The 21367-nt window shown below is 56.8% G+C and carries 18 protein-coding genes; 16 read left to right on the top strand and 2 right to left on the bottom strand.

The genetic code is table 11. From position 1 onward, the window contains the following. Positions 1 to 40 precede the first annotated feature (40 nt). From N0M98_RS31790 to N0M98_RS31745, 10 genes are all read left to right on the top strand, one after another. Positions 41 to 430 carry a (2Fe-2S) ferredoxin domain-containing protein gene (locus tag N0M98_RS31790; RefSeq protein WP_259620285.1) on the top strand — a complete coding sequence of 130 codons (390 nt, stop codon included), beginning with the start codon at positions 41 to 43 and terminating at the stop codon, positions 428 to 430. 38 nt (positions 431 to 468) lie between these two features. After that, positions 469 to 2049: an ABC transporter substrate-binding protein gene (locus tag N0M98_RS31785; protein WP_259620284.1), complete on the top strand. Its 1581-nt coding sequence runs from the start codon at positions 469 to 471 to the stop codon at positions 2047 to 2049. Between the two features lies 1 nt (position 2050). Next, positions 2051 to 2992: a nickel ABC transporter permease gene (gene nikB, locus N0M98_RS31780; protein WP_249861434.1), complete on the top strand. Its 942-nt coding sequence runs from the start codon at positions 2051 to 2053 to the stop codon at positions 2990 to 2992. Next, the gene (locus N0M98_RS31775; protein ID WP_259620283.1) at positions 2989 to 3912 is read left to right on the top strand and encodes an ABC transporter permease; all 924 of its coding nucleotides are present in this window, start codon (positions 2989 to 2991) and stop codon (positions 3910 to 3912) included. Before nikB ends, N0M98_RS31775 begins: the two co-directional genes overlap by 4 nt. A 72-nt stretch (positions 3913 to 3984) precedes the next feature. Further along, on the top strand, positions 3985 to 5043 hold the full coding sequence (locus tag N0M98_RS31770) for an ABC transporter ATP-binding protein (RefSeq protein ID WP_259620282.1): 1059 nt from the start codon (positions 3985 to 3987) through the stop codon (positions 5041 to 5043). Then, complete coding sequence (locus N0M98_RS31765; protein WP_259620281.1) at positions 4970 to 5740, top strand: ATP-binding cassette domain-containing protein; 771 nt, start codon at positions 4970 to 4972, stop codon at positions 5738 to 5740. The genes N0M98_RS31770 and N0M98_RS31765 overlap by 74 nt, the downstream gene beginning before the upstream one ends. Before the next feature lie 280 nt (positions 5741 to 6020). After that, entirely contained in the window at positions 6021 to 7544 is a 1524-nt protein-coding gene (locus N0M98_RS31760; protein ID WP_249861438.1) for a spore germination protein, read from the top strand. A gap of 23 nt (positions 7545 to 7567) precedes the next feature. Then, positions 7568 to 8767 carry a Ger(x)C family spore germination protein gene (locus N0M98_RS31755; RefSeq protein ID WP_249861439.1) on the top strand — a complete coding sequence of 400 codons (1200 nt, stop codon included), beginning with the start codon at positions 7568 to 7570 and terminating at the stop codon, positions 8765 to 8767. 7 nt (positions 8768 to 8774) lie between these two features. Further along, positions 8775 to 9005, top strand: coding sequence for a hypothetical protein (locus N0M98_RS31750; RefSeq protein ID WP_249861440.1), 231 nt, complete (start codon positions 8775 to 8777; stop codon positions 9003 to 9005). A 16-nt stretch (positions 9006 to 9021) separates the two neighbouring features. Next, positions 9022 to 10131 (top strand): GerAB/ArcD/ProY family transporter, encoded by a 1110-nt coding sequence (locus N0M98_RS31745; RefSeq protein ID WP_249861441.1) that lies wholly within the window; start codon positions 9022 to 9024, stop codon positions 10129 to 10131. Between the two features lie 101 nt (positions 10132 to 10232). On the opposite strand, the gene N0M98_RS31740 is transcribed toward N0M98_RS31745, so the two are convergent. Further along, the gene (locus tag N0M98_RS31740) at positions 10233 to 11117 is read right to left on the bottom strand and encodes a helix-turn-helix transcriptional regulator (protein ID WP_249861442.1); all 885 of its coding nucleotides are present in this window, start codon (positions 11115 to 11117) and stop codon (positions 10233 to 10235) included. A gap of 157 nt (positions 11118 to 11274) precedes the next feature. Here N0M98_RS31740 and N0M98_RS31735 point away from each other — a divergent pair, with 157 nt between their 5' ends. Further along, complete coding sequence (locus N0M98_RS31735; protein WP_259620280.1) at positions 11275 to 13650, top strand: hypothetical protein; 2376 nt, start codon at positions 11275 to 11277, stop codon at positions 13648 to 13650. Between the two features lie 91 nt (positions 13651 to 13741). Here the strand turns inward: N0M98_RS31735 and N0M98_RS31730 are convergent, their stop codons facing one another. Beyond that, entirely contained in the window at positions 13742 to 14788 is a 1047-nt protein-coding gene (locus N0M98_RS31730; protein WP_249861444.1) for a glycoside hydrolase family 88/105 protein, read from the bottom strand. Between the two features lie 327 nt (positions 14789 to 15115). Between N0M98_RS31730 and N0M98_RS31725 the strand changes: the two genes are divergently transcribed. The 5 genes from N0M98_RS31725 to N0M98_RS31705 all read left to right on the top strand — a co-directional run. Next, on the top strand, positions 15116 to 16414 hold the full coding sequence (locus tag N0M98_RS31725) for an ABC transporter substrate-binding protein (RefSeq protein WP_259620279.1): 1299 nt from the start codon (positions 15116 to 15118) through the stop codon (positions 16412 to 16414). A 990-nt stretch (positions 16415 to 17404) separates the two neighbouring features. Next, positions 17405 to 19102 carry an alkaline phosphatase gene (locus tag N0M98_RS31720; RefSeq protein ID WP_375295580.1) on the top strand — a complete coding sequence of 566 codons (1698 nt, stop codon included), beginning with the start codon at positions 17405 to 17407 and terminating at the stop codon, positions 19100 to 19102. A gap of 99 nt (positions 19103 to 19201) precedes the next feature. After that, positions 19202 to 19936, top strand: a complete 735-nt coding sequence (locus N0M98_RS31715) for an ABC transporter ATP-binding protein (protein WP_259620278.1) — start codon at positions 19202 to 19204, stop codon at positions 19934 to 19936. Then, the gene (locus tag N0M98_RS31710) at positions 19908 to 21128 is read left to right on the top strand and encodes an ABC transporter permease (protein WP_259620277.1); all 1221 of its coding nucleotides are present in this window, start codon (positions 19908 to 19910) and stop codon (positions 21126 to 21128) included. The genes N0M98_RS31715 and N0M98_RS31710 overlap by 29 nt, the downstream gene beginning before the upstream one ends. Before the next feature lie 56 nt (positions 21129 to 21184). Continuing rightward, positions 21185 to 21367, top strand: a 183-nt coding sequence (locus N0M98_RS31705) for a hypothetical protein (RefSeq protein WP_259620276.1), incomplete at its 3' end; no start/stop codon positions are given.

Genomic DNA, 21367 nt, shown 5'->3' with positions numbered 1-21367 from the left:
CGGTTTAGATTGCGAATCGGGAAGAAGGAGGAATGCGGTTATGGCGACCTGGGATTTATCGCAAACGAGTCATCATGTGCTGATTTGCAACGGGGGCAGCTGCTCCCGCAAAGATGCTGACGCGGTGACGTTGGCGATTCGCGAGGAGATTACAGCGCATGGAGCGGACGACCGGATTCATACGACCCGGACGCAGTGCAACGGCCGCTGCGAGGACGCTTGCGTCGTGACGGTTTACCCACAAGGCGTCTGGTATAAAGAGATTACCCCGGATATAGGCAAAGCGATCGTCAGAGAGCATCTGATCGGGGGCAATCCGCTAACCAGCCGTGCCGTTTACGGTTATGCAGACGGAGTTTTTACTCCGACCGGACACGGAGCGCCCGGCGTGCTGAAGACGGAAGCCGCCCGCAGGAAAGCAAAGCAGTAATGTAAAGATGAATTCAAGAAGAAGGATGGCAAACGAACATGTTGAAAAAAACGTACTTATTATCAATCTTATGGCTGTGCATCATGATCGGTCTGCTGGGCTGCAGCGCAGGAGCGCCGAAAGCGCAGCAGACCCCGGAAGCCGTATCCGCTGCGGCGAATCAAGGCGAAGTCGTGCTGGCCGCTCCCCGCGATTTGGCTCCGGGGCCTCAGGATGCGTACTACACGAGCCTGATTCTTTATGTGTGGGAGCCGCTGGTGGCATCGGGTGAAGACGGGCAGCCTGCGCCGAAGCTGGCGACATCATGGACGATGTCGGCGGACGGCAAGGAATGGACGTTCAAGCTGCGCGACGGCGTCCAATTCCATGACGGAGAGAAGCTGAACGCGGATGCCGTGATCGCTAACTTCAACCGGTATAAGCAGGTAAGCCCTAAGAGCTCTCCTTTTTACACGCTGGATGTGAAAAGCGCCTATCCGGGTCTTCAGGATGTGGTCAAAGTGGACGAGATGACCTTCAAGCTTGTCTTCGACAATCCGCAGCCGACACTGCTGTATTCGATGGTCAATTTCGCCAGTCCGATCTATAGCCCCAAAAATTTCAATGAAAAAGGCGACTTCAACGGATTGCCCCAAGGAACGGGCCCGTTCAAGCTGATCGAGCATCAGAAGGATCAATTCGACCTGCTCGAAGCTTATGACGGGTATTATGGCGACAAGGCCAAGACGAAGCGCATCCGCGTTCGCGTCATTCCAGATCCGGACACGAGGCTCGCGGCGCTCATATCCGGGGAAATTATGGGCGTTATGGATTTGGGAGCCCTTCCGCCGGCTCTGGCCAAAGAATTGCTCAAGGACGACCGCTTCGAGGTGTCCGCTACGAAATCGACGATTTCCCACTACATTCACCCGAACGGGAAAAAGCCGCCATTTGACAATCCGAAGATGCGTCAGGCGCTCAGTCTTGCGATCGATCGCGAGCAGCTGGTCAAGGAGCTGTACTTGGGATACTCGACATCTACCGTCAACATTTTGAATGTCACGTCGCCGTTCTATAAGGAGATCAAGCCGGAGTATAATTTGCCGGAAGCGAAGAAGCTTGCGGCCGAGGCGCTTGGAGGCGGCAGTCAAAAAATCGATCTGATCGTCCCTACATACGGTCTGGACCGTTATCCGTACAAAGCCCAGGCCGAGCTGCTGCAATCGGTGCTGAAGGAGCTGAATCTGGACGCGAACATCCGCATTCTTGACGGCGCGGCCTTCAAGGAAGCCCAAGCGAAGGGAGATTTTGACCTCGCGCTCGCTACGCAAGGCTTGCCGAACGGCGACCCGTATACGATCTTCACCAACTACTTGTCGAGCGCCGGTTCCAGCAATAAAAGCTACAGCCTCGGCTACAAGAACGACCGGATCGACGGGCTGCTGAACCAGGCCAAAACGACGCTGGGCATGGATGAGCGCAAAGCGATTTACAACGAGATTCAAGCGATTGCGGCACAGGATTTGCCGACGATCCCATTATTCAACGATGCGAGTTTGATCACGTATAACAAGAAAATTAAAGGCTACAAGGCGACGGTCTACGGAACGACGCTGGCGCAGCTGGAGTGGGCTCAGTAAAATGGCTTATCTGATTCGCCGCATCGCGGCTGCCATTCCTATCCTGATCGGCATCTCTCTTGTCGCCTTCGTCCTCAGCGCAGCGTCCCCAGGCGATCCCGCCGTTGAAGCGTTGACTCAAAACGGCGTGAAGGAGCCTTCCGAGCAGGAGATCGCAGCGATGCGCGAACAGCTGGGACTGAACGATCCGTTCGCCGTGCAGTACGGCCGCTGGCTGTTCAAAGCGGTGCAGGGGGATCTGGGTACCTCGTATATGACCAAGGAATCGGTCAGCGCGGAGATCGTCCGCAGACTGCCGGTTACGCTGAGCGTATCGCTGCTGGCCGTCCTGTTTGCGGCGGGCGGCGGCATACCTCTCGGCATGCTGATGGCGCTTAAGAAAAACGGCCCGCTCGATCACGTCGGACGAGCCGTCGCCCTGATCGTCGTCTCGGTGCCGGGGTTTTGGCTGGCGATTCTGCTGATTACGCTGTTTTCGGAGAAGCTGCATTGGCTGCCGACCAGCGGCTACGGCAGCTTGCGGCATCTCATTATGCCGGCCGTCGTGCTGGCTTCCGGGACGAGCGCCGTCTTGATGCGTTTGACACGCGCTTCGCTGCTGGAAGTTTGGAATCATAACTACATCTTGACGGCTAAAGCCAAAGGACTGCATGACGCGCTTATTATGCTGAGGCATGCGCTGCGCAACGCGCTTATTCCTCTCGTTACCGTGTTAGGAACGTATTTCGGCGCCATTCTGGGCGGCTCGGTCATCGTGGAAGTGATCTTTGCGCTGCCGGGCATCGGCAGATTCGCCATCGACGGCATTTTCCGCAGAGATTATCCGGTTATTCAAGGCTATGTCGTTTTCACGGGCGTCGTCTACGTCGCCTTCAACTTGCTGGTGGACTTCTCCTATGTGCTGATCCATCCGCAAATGCGGTTAGGAGGGAAGCTGCGATGAAGCCGAATTTTGGCCAGGACAAGCCGTCCGTTCACGCGTCTTCTCCGCAAGGGGAGTCGACGCCGTTACCGGCTGTCTCCCGGCGGTCGGCCGGAAGCTTGCTTACGGTGCCGAACGTCATCGCCCTATCGATTCTTGCCGTTATAGTGCTGGGCAGCTTGCTGGCCCCGCTGATTGCGCCCTATGACCCGAACCGGGTGAACATGGCCGAGCGGCTCGCCCCGTTAACTTCGGAGCACCTGCTCGGAACCGATACGCTCGGGAGGGATGTATTCAGCCGCATCTTGTACGGCGGGCGCGTCAGCATTCTCCTCGCGCTGGCGGTGACGGCCGCCACGATGCTGATCGGTCTCGTTGTCGGCACGGCGGCCGGCTATTTCGGCGGTTGGATCGACGATACGATACAGGCCGTCATTCATATTTTTCAAGGGCTGCCGGGGCTCAGTCTGATGATTGCGATAGCGGGCACGTTAGGGCCGGGCGTGCAGAGCATATTCATTGCGCTCATTCTGACATCCTGGGCGGATTTCTCGAGGGTTGTCCGCGGGGAAGCGATGAAGCTGCGCGAAGAGGCCTACGTTGAAGGCATCCGCGTACTGGGAGCCGGACACGCTTATATTTTGGCTAGGCATATCGTTCCGAATATGCTCGGGCCTTTGACCGTGCTGTTTACGGTGCGCATCGGGCGGGTGATTCTGTCCATCGCCTCGCTCAGCTTTCTAGGACTCGGGCTGCAGCCCCCGACGCCGGACTGGGGCGTGATGGTGAACGACGCGAGACCGTATTTCCGCAGTTATTTTCACCTTATTCTCGCGCCGGGCTTGTGCATCGCCGCGGTATCCTTCTCGATCAACTGGCTGGGAGACGGTCTCAGGGATTGGCTGGACAGCAAAAACTCCAATGAACAATCGTTACTGTAATCAAGAAGACCGGCATGGCCTATGCGCCGCCGGCTATTTGAAAATGACTATGAAATGCGGGAGATGAGGAAGGTGAGCGATACGCAGCCGCTGCTCAGCCTGCACGATGTGCGGGCGTCGTTTCGCACTCCCAACGGCATCGTACATGCGGTTCGCGGAGTGTCGATGGAGCTGAAGCAGGGACAAATTTACGGGCTGATCGGAGAAACGGGCAGCGGCAAGTCGGTGCTCGGACTGACGATCCCCGGGTTGCTTCCGGCCGAGGCCGAAGTGTCGGGGAGCATCGTCTACAAGGGCCAAAGTCTGCTGGAGCTGGACCCGCGCTCCAGACGCAAGCTGCGCGGGCGGGACATTGCGCTGATTCCGCAAAACCCGGCGTCGTCTTTGAACCCGGTGCTGTCTATCGGGTATCAGCTGCTGGAAGCGATCCGGCTGTACGGACGGATCGGGCGCAAGGAAGCGCGCGAGCAGGCGATCGGCCTGCTGGAGGAGCTCGGCTTGCCCGAGCCCCGGAGGCAGCTGCGCGCGTATCCGTTCCAGCTGAGCGGCGGCATGAAGCAGCGGGTGCTGGCGGCGATCGGCACCGCAGGCGCGCCGTCGCTGCTGATTGCGGACGAGCCGACCAAAGGGCTTGACGCCGTCGTCCGCAATCAGGTGGCGAGCTTGCTGCGCGCCGCCGCCCGCCGCACGGGCGCGGCGATGCTCGTCATCACGCATGATTTGCACGTCGCGCGGGCGCTGTGCGACCGGATCGGCGTCATGTACGCCGGGCAAATCGTGGAGGAAGCCGCGGCGGCGGAGCTGTTCGTCACGCCCCGCCATCCTTATACGCGGGGCCTCCTCGGATCGCTGCCGGGCCGGGGAATGGCCGCCATTCCGGGAGCGAGTCCGAGCTTGACGGAGATGCTGCCCGGATGTGCCTTCCACCCGCGCTGCGGCGAGCGGCTTGCGTTATGTGCGGCCGCGCAGCCCCAGCTACAGGCGATTGCCATGAGACAGGACGGGGGCCGCAAGGGGGAAGCGGATTCGGCCGGATGCAAAGCGAGGTGTTTTCTGTATGATTCGGGTCGAGCATCTGAGCAAACGGTTTCGGAGCGGACGATGGAGCCGGCGAGCGTCCCTGGCCGTTGACGGGGTATCGCTCCATATCGCCAAGGGCGAGACGCTGGGGCTTGTCGGGGAGAGCGGCTGCGGGAAGTCGACGCTTTCCCGACTGATCATGAAGCTTGCGGAGGCCGACGAAGGAGACATTTATTTCGACGGCCGCCGGATAACGGGACTCGGCATGAAGGAGATGAGGCCGCTGCGCCGACAAATGCAGATGATCTTTCAGCATCCCGATTCCGCGCTCAATCCCCGGCAGACGCTGCTCGACAGTCTGCTAGAACCGGTTCGCCTGCACCGGACGATGGACCGGGAAGCGGGCATGGCCAAAGCGCTGGGGCTCTTGGAGCTGGTCGGTCTAAGCAGCGGCATCCTGCTGCGCTACCCCCATCAAATTAGCGGAGGGCAAATCCAGCGGATTGTGATCGCCCGCGCTTTGATGCTGAATCCGGCGTTTCTGGTGCTGGACGAGCCGACCTCGATGCTCGACGTATCGGTGCAGGCGCAAGTTATCGAGCTGCTGCGGCAAGTGCAGCAAACGTTCTCCATGACCTATCTGTTTATTTCCCACGATCTGGAGCTTGTCCGCTGCGTAAGCGACCGGATCGCCGTCATGCGCAGCGGGCAAATCGTCGAAACCGGCGGCAGCGGACAGCTGATGGAAGATCCGCAGCATCCGTATACCCGCAAGCTGGTCGACGCTTTTCGGGCGCTGCGTTATTGAACGCAGCGCCGACGCCCTTCTTGTCCTGCGCCTACGCGCAGCGGGCGTTCCAGGTCGGCACGCCGGATGAATCTATGGAACCGAAGTCGCCGCTCTTCTATGGAAGGGCGGTTTTTTGCCGTTCGGCAGAGCTTCCAATCGCTTGGCGTTTCGTATAAAACCCCGTTGATAAATAACAGGCAATCGGCTCATACTAACGATACCCTATATTTTCCGGTCCAGGATACAGACCCCTGCGAAGGGATATTCTGAAGATCGACGATACCCGAGGTACATTCCGATGAACTCTACGCAACGACCAGCAACGACAGCGGATCAAGCCGGTCTGCAGCCCGATCTTTCAGCCAGCCTTACCTCCATCCTGACGGCGCTGGGACACAGCGAAGATTTGATCGTGAAGGAAATCGCGTATGGCGAAGGAGAAAGCTGCAGCCGGGTTGCCCTGCTCTACATAGACGGACTCGTCGACAATATGCTGCTTCATACGACCGTCATTGAGCCTCTTATGGCGTTAAAGAGAGGTGGAATGCCGTTACCGGGCGTTTCTGGGCTGCTGCCGTTCCTTAGGGACGATGTGCTCGCCGCCGGCCATATCAGCGTGCTGGACAGTATGGACTCGCTCTTTGACGCGGTGCTGTCGGGAGATGCGGTCGTGCTGATCGACCGCTCGCCCGCCGGTCTGCGAATTTCCGTTACCGGAGGAGAGGAGCGCAGCGTAAGCGAGCCGACCCAGCAGACGGTTGTGCGGGGACCGATGGAGGCGTTTACGGAGAGCATCCGTACGAATACATCCCTGATTCGGCGCAAGATTAAGGACCCGAACCTATGGCTGGAATGCAAGACGATCGGCACGGTGACGAAGACGAACGTTTGCGTGATGTTCGTCCACGGCGTCGCCGACGAGCGGATGATAGACGAGGTCCGCAAGCGGCTCGACGCTATCATGATTGACGGAGTGTTGGAGGGTGGGTATATCGAGGAGTTTATCCAGGATAAAGGATATACCCCGTTTCCTACGGTTTACAATACGGAACGGCCGGATACGGTGGCAGCGGCGCTGCTGGAAGGGCGGGCGGCCATTCTGGTGGACGGGACTCCTTTCGTGATGCTCGTTCCCGCGTTGTTCGTCCATTTCTTTCAATCGGCGGAAGACTATTATCAGAGGGCGGATATTAGCACGCTGCTGCGGATGATCCGGTATTTGTCCTTTTTTATATCCATGCTGGCCCCGTCTTTTTACATTGCCGTTACGACCTTTCATCAGGAGATGCTGCCTACAAGCCTGCTTATCAATTTGGCTGCGCAGCGGGAAGGCGTTCCGTTTCCGGCTTTTATCGAGGCGCTGCTGATGGAGACGACCTATGAGATTTTACGGGAGGCGGGGGTCAGGATGCCGCGTACGGTCGGGCAGGCCGTATCCATCGTAGGCACGCTCGTTATCGGACAGGCGGCGGTGGAAGCGGGGGTTGTCTCTGCGGCGATGGTTATTCTCGTTTCCATTACCGCCATCTCAAGCTATGTCATCCCCGCTGTGAACATGTCGATCTCGGTTCGGATGATCCGATTCCTATTGATGGGATTGTCGGCGACGTTCGGATTGTATGGCATTCTTGTCGGTATACTCGGGCTTGTGATCCATTTATCCGGTTTGTATTCTTTCGGCATCCCGTACATGAGTCCGTTCGGCCCTTTTATACTCAAGGATCAGAAGGATTCGTTATTCCGGCTGAGATGGCCCCGCCTCAACCTGCGTCCGCGCCTGCTCAACCGGAACAATCCGGTTCGCCAAAAGTCGAATCCATAAAGAGAGCGGAAGGAGATGTCCACATGAAACGGCTTGCCGCGGCGGCGCTCGCTTCCATACTGCTGCTGTCGCTCACAACCGGCTGCTGGAACCGCAGGGAATTGAATACGCTCGGCATCCAGCTCGGCACGGCCATCGATAAAAAGGGCGATCAGGTGCAAGTCGCCGTGCAGGTCGTCGAGCCTTCCGCGATAGCCGCCAAGGTAGGGAGCAACGATCTGGCGCCCGTTGTGATGTATAAAGCGACGGCGCCGACGGTGTTCCAAGCGTTCCGTAAAATGACCGAGGTCAGTCCGCGTAAAGTGTACGCGGCGCATATACGAGTTCTGGTGCTGTCGGAGGAGCTGGCCAAAGACGGCGTGGGCAAAGCGCTGGACCTGTTGTTCCGGGACTCGGAATCAAGGACGGATTTTTACGTTATGGTGGCCAAAGAAAGCAAGGCCGAAGACGTGCTCAAAATATTGACGCCGCTGGAGAAAATTCCCGCGAACAAGCTGTACAACTCTCTCGAAACGTCGTCCAAAGCTTGGGCGCCGACAACGACCTTCACGCTCGACCAATTTATCGAACAGCTCGTCTCCGAAGGGATGAATCCCGTATTGACCGGCATTGTCGTCAAAGGAAACCGGCAGCTCGGGGAAACCAAACGCAACGTCGAACAAATCGAGCCGGAAGCCAGATTGGAATATTCCACCTTGGCGGTATTCAAGAAGGATAAGCTGATCGGCTGGCTGGATGAGGAAGAAAGCCGCGGGTACAACTACATTATGAACAATGTGAAAAGCACGGTAGGCAGCGTGCGGTGTCCGGACGGGGGCAAAATCGACCTGGAGTCGATACGGGCCCAAAGTACGATTAAAGGAAGCGTCGTGAACGGGGAGCCGGTTATCGATATTTCGGTGAAGGGCGAATCGAATATCGGCAATGTCGAATGTAAGATCGACATCGAAAATCCGGAAACAATGCAGATGCTGCAGCGGGAAGCGGAGCAGGCGCTGGTCAAGCGGATGAAACAAACAGTGAAGGTGGCCCAAAGCAAGTATAAAGTAGATATGTTCGGTTTCGGGCAGGCGATTTACAGATCGAATCCCCAAGAGTGGAAAAAGCTAAAGGACAACTGGACGGAACGGTTTCCGAAGGTCAAAGTCAATTATAAAGCGAAGGTGCTGCTGCGCAAGCTGGGAACGACCGGAAATTCATTTCTGAACGATGTGAAGGAGTGACGGTTTCATGATCCAAACCATCTCGCTGCTGGCAGCCGTGCTGCTCGCCGCTATTCTGCAGCTTCCTCCGTTAATCCGCAAAGGCTGGTTTCGGGAGGCGGCGGTCTTCTCCGTCTTGCTGGCGCTGGGAACGTTATGCAGCGTAGCGGCGGTGAGGCTGATCGACGTGCCGAGCCCGCTGATCGTCTTGAAAATCGTGTATGATCCTATCAGCCGTTTGTTTTTTCCTACATCCTGAATAAAAGGTGAGCGCCATGCTTAGTAACGGCAAAATCAGCATACAGCAGTTGGCGGTTCTCGTTATTTTGGTTACGGTCGGAGACTCGATTCTGATTCTCCCGTCCATTACGACGAACGCGGCCAAGCAGGACGCCTGGCTGTCCGGAATCATCGGGATTGCCGGCGGTCTCATCGTCCTTGCGATCGCGCTATATGCGAGCAGCCTGAAGCCCGAGTTCACTTACGTCGAATTCACTCGGTTTCTCCTCGGAAGCTGGGCCGGCGGGGCCGTGTCGCTGCTCTACTTGCTTTATTGTTTGTTTAATGCGGCAGCCTTGCTAAGGGAAATCGGGGATTTCATTACTACGGAGATGATTCCGGAGACGCCGGAGCGGGCCGTCCATTTCATTCTGATCCTAGTTCTGCTTTATGCGCTGGTAAGAGGAATTGAGGCGGTGGCGAGAGCGGGAGAAATTTTGCTGCCCTGGTTCGGCTTGTTTATCGTGGCGCTGATCATTTTGCTGCTGCCGCAAGCCAAATTCGTCAAACTGCTCCCGATCATGGGGGACGGGGTCGCGCCTGTGCTGCGGGGAGCGGTTTACGTCGCGTCGTATCCGTTTGCGGAGCTGTCCAGCTTGCTGATGATTCTTCCGTACGTCAAGCGGGGGAAGCATATGCGCAAAGATTTTATGCTCGCCGCCTTGATCGGCGGGATCTGCGTCGTCTCGGTCATCTTTGTCAGCGTCGTTGTGCTCGGTTCCTATATTACTGCTCATCAAGTGTATCCGGCTTACGGATTAGCCAAGAAAATCAGCATCGGGCATTTTCTGGAACGGCTGGAGGCGCTGCTGGCGATCGTGTGGATTATATCGACTTTTTTCAAATGCACGTTGTTTTGCTATGCGTTCAGCTGGGGGACGGTACAGCTGTTCAACCTGCGCAGCCAACGATTTCTGCTGATTCCGTTCGGTCTGCTCCTATTCGGGCTGGCGTACTGCCTGTCTCCGAATTTGACCTTCTACAACGAATTGCTAGAGCATCATTGGCTCTTCTGGGATTTGACGATGATGCTTGCCATACCGCTGCTGCTGGTCTCCGTGTATTTCGCAAGAAGACCCCGGCTGCGCGGGTCCTCATCCAGATAAAGGCCTGGGAATCCGCCCCGTTCTGTTCTTCCGACGGCCGGCGTCTGCGTACGGAACGCGGCCGGCTTATTTGGCGTCGGCGGGTGAAGACGGCGCGTCCGCTACCGGCGGCTCATTTGTTTGCGGTAATCGCGCGGGGTCATCCCTTCCAGCATTTTGAACGTTTGTCCGAAATGGGCCAGCGTATTGAAGCCGACGCGGCTGGCGATTTCGGCGATGGAATATTCGGTGAGGGCCAGCTCTCGCTTGGATTGGCGGATGCGGGTATAAATCAAATATTCCGAAATGGTAACGCCGGTCGTTTCCTTAAACAGATGGCATAAATAGTAAGGGCTTACATAAATCATCTCGGCCAGCTGCTTCAGCTTGATCGGCTCGCTGTACCGTTCGGATAAATAGCGGATCACCTGCTCGACTCTCGAATTGACCGAGCTGCGCGGTATAGGGGACGCGCCTTCGGATGCCTGGCTTCGAATCAAACGGGCGATTTCCAAAAGCAGCTCGTTTAAGCAGAGGGAGCAGCCGATTTCGAAAAAGTCCGCCCGCTTGCGATTTTCTTCTTCCATCCGCGTCAGCAGCGCGTTTATCTTCACCAGCGTTTCGCCGGATACGCGCAGGTGACGGCGGGTCCAATCCGAACCGGTATGGAATAACTCCAAAAATGGAGGGGCAGCCTGGGGCAGCAGCAGCTCCGGCAAAAAATTGACGACGCTTCGCGAGCAGTCTACTCCCAGGCTGGGCGCGCTTTTGTGAGACTCGAACTCGGAGATGAGCAAGATGTCGCCTCCGGCAAGAGGAAAGATCCGATCCTCAATAAGAAAATTGCCGGAGCCCTGTTGAAAAATATAGATTTCATATCCCGGATGCGCATGAAAATCCATATAAAAATGTTTGTCCGTAGCGCGATGCTTAATAAAAAAAGGACGCATCCGCAGCCGTTCCTCCACTTCGTAAATCCGCAGCCTCTGATCCTGGCCGTTCGGCATCGTACTGTCAGCCCCTTCCGCAAATTTCTCTATACCTATAACTTACCTGGAGTTCAAAATGAACGCAATATATTGATAAATAAGGGCAATGCGGCGAAAGATTCGCTGCTCGCTTCCTGTTACAATGGGGATGACCGGTCGAAAGAAGGAAGAGAGTATGCCTTTCATCAGCAAAGGTGCGACGCTGGCGGCGAGCGTCGGCTTGACCGCCGTTCTGGCTGTCGCCATATGGTTCTATTACGGGAAGGGGAATCCTGCGAGCATGAATGCGCCTGACTATAAGTCTTATGTTATCTCGACCTACGAGGAGCTGACCCGCAACCTCAACTACGATGCGATGCGCAAGCGGCTGAACGATCCGCGCAGGCTTGCCTTCTTTGCCGCGATGGCGGCCGATATGCACAAGCTGACTGGCAATGCCAAGTATGCGGAGCAAGCGGAGAAGACATTCCGCGTGCTGATGGATGAATGGCGGCGCAATCCCGAATTGTACCGAAAGCACGACAATCCTTTTTTTGTTGCGGAGCCGCTGCTTCATGCGTATGCGTATCTCCAATCGGCGGGGAAGCTTGAAGACGGCGACGAGGAGCTGCTGCGCGCGTATTTGCCTTATGCCAACGCCCGTCAAATGACAGATAATAATCAAGGCCTGTCCCGGGCGGTCGGAGCCGCCGAAGCGCTGAGATTGTTTCCGGACCATCCGGACGCCGCCAAATGGAAAGCCAATATCGATGAGCTCTGGAATTATTGGTATGCGAACAAGGACTTAAACGAGAACGCCGGGCATTACAATGCCATCGGGTTAAGCGCGGTCATCCGTTTGGCGGAGCTGACGGGAAGGACGCAGCAGCTGCAAAACGGCGAAGCTCGCAGCATGTTCGAACGTTACCGCGATCAGCTGTCGCCTTCGGGAGCCGTTCCGGAATACGGCGACGATTATTTCGGCAGCGAATGGCAGGCATGGATCTATGTGTTTGAAGCGGCGGCGCGGATGTACGACGATTCGTCATTTTTGGAAGCAGCCTGGAAAACGTTCGCTTTCCATTCAAAGAACTACCCGCTTCGTTATGCTCCCGGCTCCTTCGACGACAATCTGTGGTCGGTAGTCATTTTGTACCCGCTGGCCGAGGTTCTGTCGCTGCCCGAGACGAGCCTCGGAGCAAGCGGGGCGGAAGCCGGCAGCTTGGTGACGCGGCGCAACGAACCGGGTCGTCCGGGAACGCCGGATAAGCTGATCCTCGGAGCGGACCGCGCGCCCGGAACGCCTTACGTCATGAGCGAGCTGTACGGAAGGGGCTACCATTCCCATACGAACCGGATCGGAGCGCTGCTGTATTACGAGGCGGGCGGTATTCCGCTGTTCCACGGCTTGACCAGACATAACCGTTCGGCCACCGACGCTAACATCGTTGCGCTGCTGCCGCCCGACGAGCCGTACCCCGCTGCGGTCTCTGCGCCCGAGCCGGGGGTATGGCAGCATGAATCGATCCCCGTGCGCGGTCTGATCGCGGGATCGATGCTGGATCAGGAGAGCTTTACGCTCGACGCGATCACGCTTCGTCTGGCGGCGAATAAGCCGTATACGTTCGCTATCGACCATTTGCGGCTGGAAGGGCCGGCCGGCGTCAAGGTGATCGACGATTTCGAAACATTGGCTCAGTGGGAACGCGCCGACCGGCCTTACTCGCTAGGGACGAATGCCGTGGAAGGCAATCATGCGCTGCACGTACGCGTCAAGCCGGGCGCCAGCTTGTTTTACAGAAACAAAGGCTATCGGACGACGTTTAGCCTGCAAGATTATACGACGATCAAATACGATTGGACTTACATCGCTGCGGAGCGGACGGACATCGACTTCATCTTCCGCGTTACGGTGAATCCGACAGACAGCGTTCCGGTTGATGTTGATTTCTATCCGTCGGATACGAATCTGGTTCCGCTGCTGAAGCAGGCCGAAGCGGAGTCCCGCCGCAAGGACAGCTACGGGCTCATCCGTCTGGACGAATATTATACGTTCGACAGCAAGCTGACCCGGCAAATGGTGCTTACGGAAGAAGGAGCATTGATCTTGGTCGACGAGCTGCTGCCGGGCCCGCTGGCGTCCGGGTATACGGCCGGCCCGCTATGGAATTTGTATTCTCTGGAAGCGCAAGGACCGAACTGGTTCGACTCGCCGGGAGAGGCGAGAAGCTGGTATAAGCCGGACGGAACGGAAGCATCCGCCGCCCCGTCGCTGCTCGTGTATTACGCGCCGGGGGAAGGGAGGACCTTCGGCGCTGTGAACGTGCCGATGAACGGCGGAATGAAGCCGTATACGACCTTCGCCCGGCAGACGGTCGCTTCCGGGAGCAAGGTGCGCTTCGTCACCTTGCTGATTCCGCACGGCTCAGGCGAAACCGCTGCCGAGATAGCGGCTTCGATCCGGGTCGATGACAGGCCGGAGGAGACGCTGGCGGAATTTACGCGCTCCGGCCGGACAGTGCGGGTGAGCATCGGCGGCTCTGGTATGTGGAGCGTCGAGAGAGTTCAATAACATAAAACATGCAACGGCCTAGTCGCAATAAGCGATTGGGCCGTTTGTTTACTGTCTTCCGGGCAATGAAGCTCATTGATGCCCTTACGACTTATGCGTATTCCGACAGCAGCATCAGCGCCAAGCCTTGTCCGTACAGCGTATCCTTGAACGGAATGAGGTTATAGTCCTCCAAGCTTTCCTTCACGGGGGTGCCTCCGGATACTCCGATCACTCTGCCCGCTTCATCGATCCTGCCGATGATCGCCATAGCGGTGCGGTCCGCCGCTTCGCGGTGCTTCCCGTCGAGCAGCCCGCATTCGATGGCCCTTATGATGCCTGCGGCAATTCCGGCGCTCCCCGAAGTCTCCTCGTAGAAGTCGGGCCGGTCCAAAACCGTATGCCACAAGCCCCGTTCATTCTGGTAATCGAGCAAGGCCGTCATAAGCCGGACGTATCGTTCGCTTAAGCCGGCCGGAATATCGGCGAGACCGGCGACGCTCTGTATGATGCAAGGGAAGCCCAGCGCGACCCAAGCGTTGGCCCGGGTCCATCTCGCCCCCGACATATGATGGCGTTCCCCGCAGTTCCAGCCATGGAACAGCACGCCGGTTGCATCGTCCTGCAAAAGACGCAGATGCAGCTCCAATTGACGCAGCGCCTCTTGCGCATAGGCTGCGGAGCCCAGCATTCCGGCAGCTTGCGCGAGGAACAAAACGGCCATATAGACCGTATCGGCCCATACTTGCTCCGGGAAAGCGGCTGGTTCCGTGACGGTATGCTCGAAGGCTCCTTCCCGCGTACGGGGCGCTTGGTCCATCAGCCATTGAGCGGTTGCGCGGACGCTTTCCGTATAGCTGTCGTCGGGCGCGACGCTGTGCAGCGCGGGCAGCAGGGCGAACGGCGCCGTGGAATTGACGGTTCTATGAACGCATGATTTTCCGAGATTACGGGCTGTCCAGCCGGTTAAATAACGGAGCGCGTCCCGGCTGCCGGTTTTTTCAAAATAGCGCCAAATCGCAAGGACTCCGACCCCGGGTATCCAATCCCACAGATCGATATTCATTCGGTTATCCGCCGATGAGCCGGAAATCATGAATGCGTAGACGGAAGCGGCCTTGGCGCGGGCAAATTCGGAAGAAATAGCTTGTGCTTGCAAATGCAGTCCCTCCATGATCAAGATGCTTACCCCACCTATTATATAAGACCGGCGGCGCGCATACTTTCGGCATGTTGCTTGATTTTATAGGAATATTGTTCATCTGCAGCCGCGAATTTGACCGGAAAAGGCACGGATTTGCATCAGGGACAGGCACAGCGGGTGTTCAACCGTTTGGAAAGATAGCAATATTCCTATAATTGAGCGCAAGATGAAGACAGAAACCGCGATGCGGCTTTGTTATAATGAAAACACCAAATATAAAGCGCTTACATCACGCTCTGCGCAAGCTGCCGGGCGTCATGTATAACGGAAAGAGGGATAAGCATGTACAAGAAAGTTTTCGCCGCCGCCGCAGTATTGACGGCATTATGGATGCTCGCCGCTTGCTCGGGGGAAGAGAAAGCTGCGGAAAACCCGGGCGAAGCCGCCGCGAAGACGGGGGAGAAGCCGGTTACCGTCAAAATTTATCAATGGGTAGCCGTATCGGATGACCAATGGCAGCAGCTGTTCGTCGAGCCTGTCCGCAAGAAATACCCTTATATCACATTGGAACAAGTGGTCCGCGGGAAAGGGAGCAATCCGGACGAGCTTGTCGCATCGGGGGGATTTCCGGATATTTTCACTATCGCCAACGATGTGCGCGCCTACACGTCGCTAGGTCTTACCCAGGATATGAGCCAACTGATGAAACAGGAAAATGTCGATGTAAGCCGATTCGATCCCGCTCTTGTGGAAAGAAGCAAGGTGGACGGTCAAATCGTCGCGTTTCCTTTTTACAGCAGCCCGACGGCTTTGTATTATAACAAAGATATTTTCGATAAATTCGCCGTGCCTTACCCGCAAGACGGCATGTATTGGGAGGATGTCATCAACCTGGCCAAACAGGTAACGAAGATGGACGCCGGCTTCCAGTACAAAGGCTTGCATCCGCAAAGCATATTCGCGATGAAGGGCGGCTTGCCGATCGATCTGCTGGACGCCAAGACGGATGAGCCTACGATAAATAACGATCAATGGAAACAGCTGCTGACGCTCTATACGAATCTTGTGACCATCCCGGGCAACGAACCGAAGGGGGGAGCTTTCGCCGATGTGGTGAACGCCTTTGTTAAGGATAAAAATACCGCGATGGTCATTTCAAATATTATGCCTTCTTTGCAGGAAGCGTCCAAGAACGGCTTGAACTGGGATATGGCGCAGCTGCCGAGCTACAAAGGCTATGACGGGCTCAAAGGCTTGGGAGACACGATGTATATGGGGATTAACAAAGTGAGCAAGCATCAGGAAGACGCGATGAAGGTGCTCTCCGTACTCGCCTCGGAAGAAGTGCAGACCGCGATGGCCAAGAAATACGGATATTATCCGGTGCTGGCCAGCCAGGCCGTCAAAGACGCTTTCGGCGCCGAAATGGATTTTTTGCAAGGGAAAAACGTGCAGGCGATCTATAAAGGCCGCATCGCGCCGTATGTGCCGGGCTCGATGTATTCCGGCAACGCCGACGTCCGCAAAATTTTTAACGGCAAGGTCGCGGATGCAGTTGCGGGCAAAAAAGACGTGAACACCGCGCTCCGCGAAGCCGACGAAGAAATCGCCAAGCTGATGCCGCAAATCAAACAGAAATAGACGAGTCACCATTACCTATGGAAGGGTGGCGCGATTTAGTCGCGGCCTGCGGTCGGATGCTTCCACTTGCTGTTGCAGCCGGATCTTTTTCATTTGAAATCCCTCAAGCAGGGGAAATCCGTCTACAAAGAAGGGCGACCGTTTTCGCTGTTTCAACTCTCCATCCGCTCCCCGGCCGCTTGTTCACCATGCTTATAAAATGGTGTGAAAAAAATCCGATGAAAAAGCAGACTTCGCTTTCACTAAGCGAGGGCGATCCGGAGAAGCGTCAGCGTCGCCTTCGTTCCCGAATTGCAGCCCATGCAAGGGACAATTATTCAAGAAATCCGGAACGGGCGGCGATGGGGAGCTGCTTTCGCATGCACAGTAGGCGACCCTCCTATCGTAGAGAAAAATCCGCTGTAAAGGCGAGCGCTAACGCTCCTACAGTCGCGCCGTACTCTCGCAACGGACACAGCGGCCGTTATATCAACCCTATCGGCCATATTGGATTTCTAACGGACACAGATGCAGCTATCTGTTGACAACGCCGCCTTAGAAAGCCATTCGGAGCTATGTAAGCGCCATGACGTCCATTACGTTTGAAAAGGGTCTGTTTGCAACGAAATTAGCTCCCTGACGTCCGTTAGCTTTAGAAACGGTTCGATGCTCGGTTCCGGAGGCTGCCTGCAGCCAAGCCGTTGTCTAAACGGATACGTTGGAGCATGAAGAGGGTACCGGATTCCAGACGCTGTGAACATGACTTTAAAAGAGTGGTGAAAAACAAGCATCCCGCGCTCGATAGAGGTTTCCACTCTCTGGTGCAGCCGGATTTTTTTTTCACATTGCATTAACAGTTCCCGGCAAAATTGACGTTCCGATAACATGATGTCCCATTTCCGATAATGTTGGCTCCGTATAATGAGCGATGTAGCGAATGTCTTCATCCTTATTTCATAAACGGAGGGGAATTTTTTGAAAAAGGTATTTAAACAGCTTTTAGTTTCCGGTATGGCACTTTCCTTGCTTCCGGCATGGAACGCAGGCCCGGCTATCGCCGCCGATGCTCCGGCAGGGACTGCGTCCGCGCCGGCCCTATCGAAAAACGTCATCGTGCTGATCGGCGACGGCATGGGTCCGGCCCAAGTATCGGCGGCGCGCGACTACTCCCGCCATTTTCTGAACAAAAATCATCTTGAGCTTGATTCCTATTATGTGGGCCAAGCCACTACATATGCAGACCGGGGAGAAGACGGCGGCGTGATGGTGTCCGGGGAAGTGACGGATTCCGCCTCGGCCGGCACGGCCTTCGCAACCGGACATAAAACTTACAATGCGGGCATCAGCGTCTCCAACGAAGACGTATCCAAGCCGTTCGCATCGGTCATCGAGGCTTCCGAAAAAATCGGCAAGTCGACGGGGCTGGTGACGACAGCGCGAATTACGCATGCGACGCCGGCCGTTTACGCTTCGCACGTGCGCAACCGCGATAACGAGAGCGCGATCGCTTCCCAATATTTGCAGGATCAGGACGTGGACGTGCTGTTCGGCGGCGGCAAGCAGTTTTTCCTGAGCAAGGAGGAGAAGGGCAAGCGTACGGACAAGACGATTATCCCGGATTTTGAAGCGAAAGGCTACAAGGTTGTTTACGACAAGCAAGGGCTGGAGTCGCTCGGCGCCGGAGCCGGCAAAGCGCTCGGATTGTTCGGCAGCTCTCATGTCGATTATGTGCTGGACCGCGACGATACGGTTCCCAGCCTGGCGGATATGACCGGGAAGGCGATCGAAATTTTGGCGCAAAATCCGAAAGGGTTCACGATGATGATCGAGGGCGGAAGAATCGACCATGCGGGCCATTCGAACGATTTTCCTTCCGTCGTTCAAGAAGCGCTCGATTTCGACGCGGCGGTGAAAGTGGCGATGGATTTTGCCAAAAAAGACGGCAACACGTCGGTCGTGGTGACGGCGGATCATGAGACCGGCGGTTTGTCGCTCTCCCGCGACGGGGTATATGAGATTAATGTCGATGCCTGGGATCAAGAGAAGCAATCGTCCGAAATATTCGCTGCGAAGCTGAAGGCGGCGAAGAGCATCGAGGAAATCAAGCGATTGGTGCTTGAAAATACAGGATTCAACGATTTGACCGATGACGAAGCGAGCTACATTATGGAGGGCGACGGCACTTCTTATGCGCAGGAAGGCGCGTATAACGCCGTGATGGCCAAGCGCTTCATGGTCGGCTTCACCGGGCACGGGCACTCCGCCGTCGACGTAGGCGTCTGGGCGTACGGGCCGATCGCCGATCTGGTCAAAGGCCAAATCGACAATACGGATATCGCCAAAGCGATCGCCAAAGTGGCGGATGTGGATTTGGAAGGCACGACGGCCGAAAAGCAGGCAGAGTACGTTTATCCGAAGTTTAAGGTGACGCGCGACGGTTCCGTACTGTATCCGGCACGCGCCTTGTCCGAAGCGCTCGGTGTTCAGGTGGCATGGGATGAAGCGGCGAAATCCGTCGTCTTGTCCAAAGACGCCAACCAAGCGGCCGTTAACGTAGAGACGTCCGAAGTTACGTATAACGGAGCTCCTGCCGGGTTCCAAGCGAATATGGATAACGGCTCTTTATGGCTGTCGCTGGACGCGTTCAAGCAATTGACCAGGAAACCGCTGACCTGGGATGCGTTGTCCGAGCGGATCAGCTTGAAGTAACGGCATGGGTAAAGCGAGGCGGGGGAGCGATGTTCCCCTGCCTTTTCAAAGTCGCGGCATCGGGCTGCAGCGAAATACGGCGATAAAGGCGGTGAGAAGATGATCGAGATTAGCCGGTTGCAGAAATCGTTTCGGGCGGAAGGTCGGACGCTGCCTATTTCAAAAATAGACCGTTGGTCAATAAACCAAGGTCAGCGAATCGCCTTGATCGGACCGAGCGGCAGCGGCAAGAGTACGCTGCTGCATCTTCTGGGCGGGGTGCTGACGCCGGACAGCGGAGAGATTACGGTTTGCGGCCATCCGCTGCACCGGTATTCAGAAGCGCAGCGAGACCGGTACAGAGCCGAACAGGCAGGGTATATTTTTCAAGATTTTCATCTGATTTCCTCGCTGACGGCAAGGCAAAATATTGAGCTCGTGCTTCCTTCGCACTGGAGCCGGAAGGATAAGGAGGCGCAGCTGAACGAATGGTTCGAGCGAACCGGCTTGCAGGACCGGCAGCGGCATCTTCCGGCGCAGCTGTCGCGAGGCCAGCAGCAGCGGGTGGCGATGATCCGGGCGCTCATTCGCCGTCCTCCGTTTATTTTGGCCGATGAGCCGACCGGGAGTCTGGATTGGGAGGCGGCGGGAGAGATTATGAAGCTGCTGCTCGGATTATGCGAAGAGGAGGGGCTTACGCTGATCACCGTTACGCATGATCTGCATTTGGCGCGGCTGTACCCTACGCAGGTCCATATGAGCGAAATCAATGAACTGCTTCGCAAAGAGCCGCAGAAGCGGCCTGAGGATCAAGGAGGCGTGAAGGGTGAGTCTTCCTCATTTATTATGGCGTAACATGATGCACCGCAAGACGCTATCCTTGCTGACGGTTTGCTCGGTAGCGTTGACCGTGGCGCTGCTCGTCTTTCTCATCTTATGCAGTCAAGGAGTCGAGCAGGGGGCGGAGAAGGGCTACGGCCCGTTCGAGCTGACGGTGGGAGCGCAAGGCAGCTCGACGCAGCTGGCGCTGAACACTTATTATCACGTCGGAACGCCGACCGGAAACATTCCTTACGAAGTGTTCGCGCAGCTTGAGAAGGAGGAACAGGCCGAAGCGGTTTATGCGATGACGACCGGGGACAACTATAACGGCTATCCTATTGTGGGGGTGGACGCCAAATATTTTTTGACGCGGTACGGAGATAAGAAGCTGGAAGCGGGCACGGTCTATCTCCGCACGGGGGAGGCTGTCGTCGGCTCTCACATCGCCCGAACGCTCGGCGTGAAGGTCGGAGATACGTTCCGCGGCGGCCACGGCCTCCTTCACGAGGGAGAGCCTGCGGAGGAAGAGGAGGCCGGAGAATCCCATGAGGAGCATGAGGCTCATGCCGGTTTTCTGTACACGGTGGTCGGCATACTGCCGCCGCTTCATACGCCTGACGACCGGGCGGTGTTCACGACCGTCGATTATGCCTGGGCCGTCCATCACAGCCAGCAGGGGGAACATAAGGATGTGACCTCGGTTCTGGTCAAGCCCCGGTCGCTGCTCGGTGCGCAGACGCTCAAAACGAAGTACGACAAACTCGGCAACGTGCAGGCGATCTATACGAGCAAAGCGGTAGCCGATGTCGTCAATGTGGTTGACAAAGGCTCGCAGGTCATTCGAATCGTCACGATGCTGTGTATCGTATTGGCGGCCATCTCGATTCTGCTGTCGCTTACGTCGGCTGTGAACGAGCGCAAAAAGGACGTCGGTCTGCTGCGGCTGATCGGCAAGTCCAGAACGTTCGTATGGCTGTCCCTGATCGGAGAAGGGCTGCTGCTGACCTTGATCGGTTTGCTGCTCGGTTTGGCGGCCGGTCATGCGGGAAGCTATGCGGGCCGCGACGCGCTCTTCGACTTTTCCGGCATCGCGCTGGACGTATGGCGTCTGCCTGGCGAGGAATGGCTGCTTATGCTGGGTACGCTGGTGATCGGAGCGCTTGCGTCGCTGTGGCCCGCAATGAAAATATACCGTGTAGACCCGCTGCAGTTGTTCCGCTCATGAGGGGGTATAAGAAACGAAGCGTTGCAATGATTACAGAGGCAAGGGGGAAGCTACGCATGAAACGGATGATTGGCGATTTGCGGCCGCTTCGAGAGCAGCGCGCCGCTGCCGGCGAAGTGAAGGCAACGGGACGGGAGCGAGCGCCGCGTCCGGCCGGAGGCTGCCGGCGGCCGGCGGCCATCGCCGCGGCGGCGGTGCTCGCTGCCGCCGCGCTGCTCGCCGGCTGCGGCTCGAAGCCG

The sequence above is a fragment of the Paenibacillus doosanensis genome, assembly GCF_025060755.1.
Classification (GTDB): Bacteria; Bacillota; Bacilli; order Paenibacillales; family NBRC-103111; genus Paenibacillus_S; species Paenibacillus_S doosanensis.
The sequence above is the reverse complement of the archived record's forward strand: the minus strand, read 5'-3'. Positions and strand labels throughout refer to the sequence as shown.

What these genes read in the sequence shown, in the direction of transcription:
- N0M98_RS31790 (WP_259620285.1), top strand. Translation starts at nt 41, where the DNA reads ATGGCGACCTGGGATTTATCGCAAACGAGTCATCATGTGCTGATTTGC.
- N0M98_RS31785 (WP_259620284.1), top strand. Translation starts at nt 469, where the DNA reads ATGTTGAAAAAAACGTACTTATTATCAATCTTATGGCTGTGCATCATG.
- nikB (WP_249861434.1), top strand. Translation starts at nt 2,051, where the DNA reads ATGGCTTATCTGATTCGCCGCATCGCGGCTGCCATTCCTATCCTGATC.
- N0M98_RS31775 (WP_259620283.1), top strand. Translation starts at nt 2,989, where the DNA reads ATGAAGCCGAATTTTGGCCAGGACAAGCCGTCCGTTCACGCGTCTTCT.
- N0M98_RS31765 (WP_259620281.1), top strand. Translation starts at nt 4,970, where the DNA reads ATGATTCGGGTCGAGCATCTGAGCAAACGGTTTCGGAGCGGACGATGG.
- N0M98_RS31760 (WP_249861438.1), top strand. Translation starts at nt 6,021, where the DNA reads ATGAACTCTACGCAACGACCAGCAACGACAGCGGATCAAGCCGGTCTG.
- N0M98_RS31755 (WP_249861439.1), top strand. Translation starts at nt 7,568, where the DNA reads ATGAAACGGCTTGCCGCGGCGGCGCTCGCTTCCATACTGCTGCTGTCG.
- N0M98_RS31750 (WP_249861440.1), top strand. Translation starts at nt 8,775, where the DNA reads ATGATCCAAACCATCTCGCTGCTGGCAGCCGTGCTGCTCGCCGCTATT.
- N0M98_RS31745 (WP_249861441.1), top strand. Translation starts at nt 9,022, where the DNA reads ATGCTTAGTAACGGCAAAATCAGCATACAGCAGTTGGCGGTTCTCGTT.
- N0M98_RS31740 (WP_249861442.1), bottom strand. Translation starts at nt 11,117, where the DNA reads ATGCCGAACGGCCAGGATCAGAGGCTGCGGATTTACGAAGTGGAGGAA.
- N0M98_RS31735 (WP_259620280.1), top strand. Translation starts at nt 11,275, where the DNA reads ATGCCTTTCATCAGCAAAGGTGCGACGCTGGCGGCGAGCGTCGGCTTG.
- N0M98_RS31725 (WP_259620279.1), top strand. Translation starts at nt 15,116, where the DNA reads ATGTACAAGAAAGTTTTCGCCGCCGCCGCAGTATTGACGGCATTATGG.
- N0M98_RS31720 (WP_375295580.1), top strand. Translation starts at nt 17,405, where the DNA reads ATGGCACTTTCCTTGCTTCCGGCATGGAACGCAGGCCCGGCTATCGCC.
- N0M98_RS31715 (WP_259620278.1), top strand. Translation starts at nt 19,202, where the DNA reads ATGATCGAGATTAGCCGGTTGCAGAAATCGTTTCGGGCGGAAGGTCGG.